This window comes from Parendozoicomonas callyspongiae, from assembly GCF_023502345.1.
Lineage (GTDB): Bacteria > Pseudomonadota > Gammaproteobacteria > Pseudomonadales > Endozoicomonadaceae > Sansalvadorimonas > Sansalvadorimonas callyspongiae.
This window is the reverse complement of record NZ_JAMFLX010000001.1, coordinates 330,891-337,727: the sequence shown is the minus strand read 5'-3', so window position 1 is coordinate 337,727 and position 6,837 is coordinate 330,891. Positions and strand designations below refer to the sequence as shown.

Sequence of the window (6,837 nt, the reverse complement as noted above, 5' to 3'; positions counted from 1 at the left end):
TCCCGTTACTGTCAACGTTCGGTATTCCGTAGCCTTCTGGCTGAGCCGTCTGTGACAACGAGGCGGCATTATAGGGTGATCCGGATTAAGTTCAAGGCTTTACCGATAAGCACTTTTACCAATTCGGGAAACAATGTTTGAAGGGAATAAACAGGAAAGGAAACTGGAGCGGGAAACGGGACTCGAATTCCATCTAGCCATATTTCTACAACCATATATATAAGAAGGTTAAAGCAGACATCGGCAGACTCAAGCCATTAATTCTTTGTGATATCAAAGAGCTGCTCCCATATATAGGATGGATACATATCAGCCTCCACCTGCCCGAATCAGCTCCTGCTTTCCCCTCTCTTGCCCCACAACAGCTCCTTAAGTTCACCCTCTACACCCCGGAAGTAAACAAGGGTAGGGTCGGTACTTGCCTGACAACAACCCCACCTTCTACCAGCGCCTTACTGTTTACTGGCACCTCCTGTCCCTTAGCTGTGAAAGTGGAGCCATTGCGCAGAGTTAAGGTGCTTGTGCCATTAGCGTTGTGACTGCTAACGGTTCCAATCACCCGAGATGATTTGGGAAGCAGACTGGAAAACTGTTTCCACGGGTTTGTAGTCGCCATTAATAGTGTCGCTCCACACTTAATGTTTGGATAACCCGGCCTGTACCACTTCCAGGTGTTTGAATACTGGTAGACAGGCAAAGTCCTACCCATGATGGTGTTACCATAACCTCCACCAACTCTCCCGGTAGAACAAGACCAGGCTCTTCATCTGTCGAGGTCAGGGGAATGTCGAGACTGACCACTCCCTGCTGACCTCCTTCTGATAACAGATTTCTGCCACGTTCAGTATTTACTGCCACATCCACCAGCCAGTTCTCCACAATATCCGGTGCTGGTTCATCCCCAACTGTGCCGTTGCGGGTGACCTCCACAGCCACACCTTCATAGGTACCGGAGACATACACGGCGTTGTACGCAGGTTCAGGTGACCATTCCACGCTCATATTCAGCATCATGCTTTCCGGTACAGAGTGATCAATAGGTGTCCCCACATCGCCCCACACCCAAGGGCTGAATTTTTACCGTGGTTGTACCAGGATATTGTCGTTTGCTGTGGTAGATACTATGACTGCACCAACGGTGGTCGCAATCTTTGCGACAACCTGCATCGGGCTTTGATCCACATAACTGAAGACCTTTGCTGGGAAAATCCAGTCCGGTGTATCGCCGGAGTTGCTGGTATCCCATGTCAGAGTGAACCCGGTGTTGTTGAGTTCGGCCTCTGCAGTCTGTTTTGCATTGATGGTAGAGGCTCCTGTCTTGGTACGAGGGGGAGCGTATGGCTCCGTCAATAATCTTGTTCGGCTTTCGCCCTGTACGGTGTACCTTTCTTGATTAAAGCTGCGCTGGGCATTGTACCTGTTGATCACAAAGACCCACTTCCAGCCGTTGATGGTGACCCGGATATCTTTGGTGTCTGTCGCATCCGGTTCAATCAACATTAGTGTCGCCCGATTAGCCACGGTGCCTTGTAGTCGCCAGGTGAATGAATCGATATCCAGCTCGATGCTGATATCCAGAAGCTCTATTGGTGCATCATCTGATACACGCACAACATTGACGGTGTTCATAAGCAGATAGCAGTCCTTGTTTTCTGCAGGTTCTGGTGGCTGTTCTGGATCTTTCTCACCGCTGTATGGGATGCGACCCCTTTACTGCCACCCTGACGATGACTAAGGGGGTTAAATGATTATTATTGTTAATCCTGAGATTGTTGAGATGACTCAGAAAGATACCTTTCCCTTATAGGGGCAAGTGGTACTACTTGTTCTAATAATGATCCTGATCCTGATCGCGTGTCAGAGGTTAGAGGTGCACCAGAACTTAAAGCATCACTCCCTTCACCGGATACTGGCTCGTCAGGGTTCGATAATGATCTCACATGTAAAGATCGAGTATGATGACCTACAGGAGAATTACCTTCTGATGAGGAGTTCGAGCTAGAACCTCTATACCGTTCTAGGAATGATGATGACACGGTACCTCGTCGAAACGGTTGCCGATATGTTATGTTTTCCGATGATAAACACCTTCCCCCTTGTCTCGAGTCCTCTTTAATATCCGAAGGATCACTCGATTGCCTTTTAAATAGTGTCGGTATGGAGCTAACTGATATCGATTTTGTTTTTGACTTGCTGAGGTTTCTCTTCTCTGTTTCGAGGGAACCATCATAGTTTTTCAAAGTAGAGAGGCTTTTCTTTATTTTCTTTATTTTCTTTCTATCAGAAGAAGACATGTGGTCTTTGATGTCTATTAGTAAATCTTCTTGTAATTTTACAACTCTATCGCTTAAAGCAACAAGTGACTCAGTCATTTCCCCGCATAATTCCCTGATATCACTCAATTCATAGCTCACAACCCTTACTTGTTGCTCTCGAGTAAGTGACATAAATTCCGAATCTTTAGTTACATCATAATTTTTGCCTATTGATTCGTCCGGCTTTACTGCGTCGTTGCCATCATCGCTGCCTCCATCATGGGAGATGATCTCTACAGGTCGTTCACCGGCACTCAACACTGAGGAATCACATTCGCCTTGAGGGATATTCACATGCGGTGTAACAGCTGTTACTCCACTACTCACAGCAGAGCTAGGTTGAGGGGCAGTTAATTGTATAGCTAACTTATCCGTAGATGCTGATGGGGAAATTCGACCTGCGTCCATAGTGTTTACCTGCTTAGTTCATGGGTTTCAGAACTAGGTAGGCAATAGGAATTCCTCAAGGTTCACTAAGGCAATGAATAATGTCAGTGTTGCTAACAAAAAGTAGGTTTTTTGATAAGAGACTTGCAAAGGATGCTTATTACCCATTGATTCATGGAATCATTTAATACCAGGAAAGCAACAGCTCAATATCTTCGACAGATTCCGCTGCAAGCCGCCTGAACAATAACTCCCTGCCCCTTATGTGCCCCAGACCGCTGACGTATAAAATAATCTGTAGGAAAATTAGGGGGATAGATGGAGCGGGAAACGGGACTCGAACCCGCCACCCTCAGCTTGGGAAGCTGATGCTCTACCGGATGAGCTATTCCCGCACTCTCGACTGTGATTCTACTTATATAGAGTTTTGCGGGTTATGACCCGAATCAACCTAAAGGCCAGCGGGGAGCTTCTTCCAAACCCATGGCGTAGCGCATGACTTTCTTTCTGCCATAGGGGAAGTGACCAGCAACGGTGAGTCCAATATTGCGGACAAACTTCAGAGGTGCGTTTTCATTACTGAATAAGTGATAGAAACCATCCATCACCAGCTGCATTTTTCTATTTTCAGGACGACGCTTGAGTTCGTAGTTTTCGAGAATGGACTTATCACTGATGTCATGCCCGTTCTCCCAGGCATTAATTAACAGATCAGTGAGACATTCTGCATCCTGAAACCCGAGTTTAACGCCCTGCCCGGCAAGCGGGTTAATGGTATGGGCAGCATCACCAACAAGCGCTACACCTTTCTTTATATATGTAGAGGCATGTCGACGAGTTAACTTGAACCATCCGCGTTCATTTAGTTTGAGCATCTCAGGGAGCTCTTCAGGGTATTGTTTGCGGACAGCTTCTAAAAACTGTTCGTCTGTTTTTTCCATTAAATCAGCCACTGCTTCAGGCTGATTGTACCAGACGAGGGAGGCATAACTTTTATGCCCAATATTGGGTAAAGGTAAAAGAGCGAGCGGACCTGTTGCAGTGAATGCCTGCCAGGTTATGTCCAGTGGCCCTGTCGGGATTTCAACGGTCGCAACCAGCGCACGTTGTTCATAGTCCTCACTGGATAAACCAATACCCGCCTCACGGCGAATAAATGAGTTGGCACCATCGGCACCGATAATCAGTTTTCCTTTTACTTCTTCTCCATTATCCAGAGAGAGTGTTGGTAGAGACTGATTGAGTGATAGCTTCCGGGGAGAGGCTGGGCAAAACAGTTCAATATTGCTGCAGGTTTCCATAACACTGTGAAGTGCGAGCTGGGTTACCCTGTTTTCAACAATATATCCAAGCCGATCTGTATCGACTTCCGTGCAGTCAAACATTGTCTGATTAAAGCGGGAAGAAACTGTACGCGTGGAAAGAGGCTCTTTCAGCTTTTCCCATACGGCCATTCTTCGATAAGGACAAAGACGCATGCTCCTTATATGATTCCATGCACCTAACTTATGTAGAAATGCTTCTGACGCAGGACTCAATGCTGATACTCGAAGATCAGGCACTGATTCAGGGTTAAATGCCTCGGGTTGAACAGGATCAACAAGAGCCACTTTCATTCCGGCCTGTCCCAGTGCGCAACCAATTGCAGCACCGACCATTCCGGCCCCCGCTATGACAACATCATATTGTCCCACACCTGTCACCTTTCTCGCGGTTCCTGATCTGACTTACTGTGCCCCACCCGGCGTCTCTACTCAAGAGGCCAGGTAGCGTTGTACGGTTACATCTTTCAGGACAGTCTTCTGCAGTGCAGCGAGGTGTGTTGCATGACTAACCGGAGAATCAGTTTCAACCAGAACGACATTCTTAATTTCTACATCTTTACCCAGCGATGCAAAGCGCAGATGAGCAATTGCAGAAGTCATTGGCTGCAGGCTTGGGTTGTAGGCAGCATTTTCTGCATAACGACCACAAACTTTCACACCATCTGTTGTTTCCAGCGCAATAGCAGCAAAGCCTTTGGAGTAAGGTGCATAGCTTGAGTTAGCAGCTTCAAGTGCCAGCTGTACCAGTTCGCTCTTTTCTTCACACTTAAGAGTTTGCTTGGCATAGCTCAGAATGCCTCCATCAACGCCCAGATCAACTGGACCGAAGGCTGATGGCAGGAATCCAGTTAAAGGAGAACGGTTGCTTTCACCAGCAGAGGAAACAATGTTTACATCCAATTGTTCGGAAGTTCCGATCTCATGCAGGAACTGACGACAGTGGCCACATGGAGCAGCATTCACAACCAGATTAATAATTGATGTTTCGCCATGCAGCCAGGCGTTATTTACTGCTGACTGTTCTCCATGAAGAGACATGCCCAGGAAGGTTTTATCAAACTCCATATTGGAGCCAAGATACAGAGCTCCACTGCCACCACGGATAACAACACCAACATGGAAATGGGAAACAGGAACAACTGCAGTTGCTGCTGCAACGGGTAACAGCATTTCTGGAAGTTTATCAATTGAAATGGAAAGAATACTGGCTAACTCATCAGCCTGTTCAGCTGTGAGCATACAAGCCTGCTCAAAGACGAGGGTATTAAGAAGTGGTTGAGCTTCCTCTGGAAAGGTTTCCAGCACTTGACGATCAAACGGGAAGGAAAGCATCTACAACAAAACCAGATTGTTTAAGGGAGGAATGAATTAACCGAACTACTGAGAAAATGCAAACAAATGACTCAAAAAAGGGAGTTATCTGATCACAATATATACTCAGATCAACTTTTCACCACCTGTTTACCTCTCTCAGCCTTCCAATATGAGTATGATTGTTTCCAGAAATTATATGAGCAGGAAAATAGAGGGATGGATGAATTAACCCCCGAAGAATGTCATGAGCTTAAGGCAGACCTTGAACAGCTGAAGATTCAGTTACAACAGCAGCTGGAACAGGCAATACAATCCTCACAGGTCGTCAGTCTTGATCAGCAGGCTGTGGGCAGAGTATCCCGCATTGATGCCATTCAGCAGCAGAGCATGGCTGTTGCCGGGAAGCAACAGTGTGAAATCCGTCTCAGGCAGGTTTTGAGAGCTCTGTCTTCCTTTGATGATGAAGAGTATGGCTATTGCCGATCCTGTGATGAACCGATTGGTTACAAACGGCTGAAAGTCAGACCTGAGACTCCCTTGTGTCTCTCCTGCCAGGCGAATGCAGAACAGCAATGAGTATCTCCGTATTGGCGGTTTGCTCAGGCACGCTAAAATGCCCGTTCTGTTAATTGGCGTGGAGTGCCTGTGTCTCCCATCATAATGCTGGACTCCGGAGCTGGCGGCCTGACAATCTTCAATGAAATCAACCGGATAATGCCGAGGCTTCCGGTGATTTACTGTGCCGACAATGAAGGCTTCCCTTATGGCCCCCGCCCGCAGGAAGAAGTGATTCAAAGGGTCAGCCTGTGTTTGAGAACTCTTTGTGAACAATTTCAGCCATCTCTGGCCGTGATTGCCTGTAACACTGCCAGTACAGTCGCTCTTTCCCGGGTTCGGGAAGAACTTCCTATTCCGGTCGTTGGTGTTGTTCCTGCGATAAAGACAGCAGCGAACCTCTCAGAGAATCAATGCATCGGCCTTCTAGCCACACCAGGCACAGTTCAGCGCCAATACACTGATGATTTGATTCATGATTTTGCCAGTCAATGCAAAGTCATTCGGGTCGGCACAACCGAACTGGTACAGATAGCTGAAAACAAGCTCAAGGGGATTGCTCCCGACCTGGAGAAGATTAAGTCCATCATCTCTCCATTTTTAGAAGCTGAGAAAATTCCTGATCAGGCTGTTCTTGGCTGCACTCATTTCCCTCTGCTAAAAGAAGAACTCAACCTCTGTGCACCAGAAATTAACTGGGTGGATTCAGGTGAAGCTATTGCCAGAAGGGTGTTGAGCCTTCTGGAAAACCAGCTGAATGGTGATAGTCCGGCACTTTTGCATAAAGCGCTGTTCACTGATCCCTTAACATCCCAGGAAGCACCTTATGACTCAGCCCTGAAATCCATGGGATTTCATTCAGTAGATACCTTGGACCTACCCGGCTTCAGGTAAATCTGGTCATTTTGAATCAATAAAATCGACTATTTCGCAAAGGCTGA

At 47.0% G+C, this 6,837-nt stretch carries 8 protein-coding genes and 1 tRNA gene; 2 read left to right on the top strand and 7 right to left on the bottom strand.

All coding sequences use genetic code 11. The annotated features are described in order from the left end of the window. Positions 1-382: 382 nt before the first annotated feature. The 7 genes from M3P05_RS01485 to cdd all read right to left on the bottom strand — a co-directional run bounded on the left by M3P05_RS01485 (position 383) and on the right by cdd (position 5,359). Positions 383-616, bottom strand: coding sequence for a hypothetical protein (locus M3P05_RS01485; RefSeq protein WP_249697456.1), 234 nt, complete (start codon positions 614-616; stop codon positions 383-385). After that, entirely contained in the window at positions 616-1,050 is a 435-nt protein-coding gene (locus tag M3P05_RS01480) for a hypothetical protein (protein WP_249697455.1), read from the bottom strand. The genes M3P05_RS01485 and M3P05_RS01480 overlap by 1 nt, the downstream gene beginning before the upstream one ends. A gap of 27 nt (positions 1,051-1,077) precedes the next feature. Next, positions 1,078-1,629 carry a hypothetical protein gene (locus M3P05_RS01475; protein ID WP_249697454.1) on the bottom strand — a complete coding sequence of 184 codons (552 nt, stop codon included), beginning with the start codon at positions 1,627-1,629 and terminating at the stop codon, positions 1,078-1,080. A 128-nt stretch (positions 1,630-1,757) separates the two neighbouring features. After that, positions 1,758-2,723, bottom strand: coding sequence for a hypothetical protein (locus M3P05_RS01470; RefSeq protein WP_249697453.1), 966 nt, complete (start codon positions 2,721-2,723; stop codon positions 1,758-1,760). A gap of 298 nt (positions 2,724-3,021) precedes the next feature. Then, a tRNA-Gly gene (locus M3P05_RS01465) sits at positions 3,022-3,097 on the bottom strand. A 51-nt stretch (positions 3,098-3,148) separates the two neighbouring features. Continuing rightward, on the bottom strand, positions 3,149-4,396 hold the full coding sequence (locus tag M3P05_RS01460) for an FAD-dependent monooxygenase (RefSeq protein WP_249697452.1): 1,248 nt from the start codon (positions 4,394-4,396) through the stop codon (positions 3,149-3,151). Between the two features lie 60 nt (positions 4,397-4,456). Continuing rightward, positions 4,457-5,359: a cytidine deaminase gene (gene cdd / locus M3P05_RS01455; protein ID WP_283777622.1), complete on the bottom strand. Its 903-nt coding sequence runs from the start codon at positions 5,357-5,359 to the stop codon at positions 4,457-4,459. A gap of 198 nt (positions 5,360-5,557) precedes the next feature. On the opposite strand from cdd, the gene M3P05_RS01450 reads away from it, so the two are divergent. Continuing rightward, positions 5,558-5,917, top strand: a complete 360-nt coding sequence (locus M3P05_RS01450) for a TraR/DksA family transcriptional regulator (protein ID WP_249697450.1) — start codon at positions 5,558-5,560, stop codon at positions 5,915-5,917. 69 nt (positions 5,918-5,986) lie between these two features. Then, complete coding sequence (gene murI, locus M3P05_RS01445; protein WP_249697449.1) at positions 5,987-6,790, top strand: glutamate racemase; 804 nt, start codon at positions 5,987-5,989, stop codon at positions 6,788-6,790. The last annotated feature ends 47 nt before the right edge of the window (positions 6,791-6,837 follow it).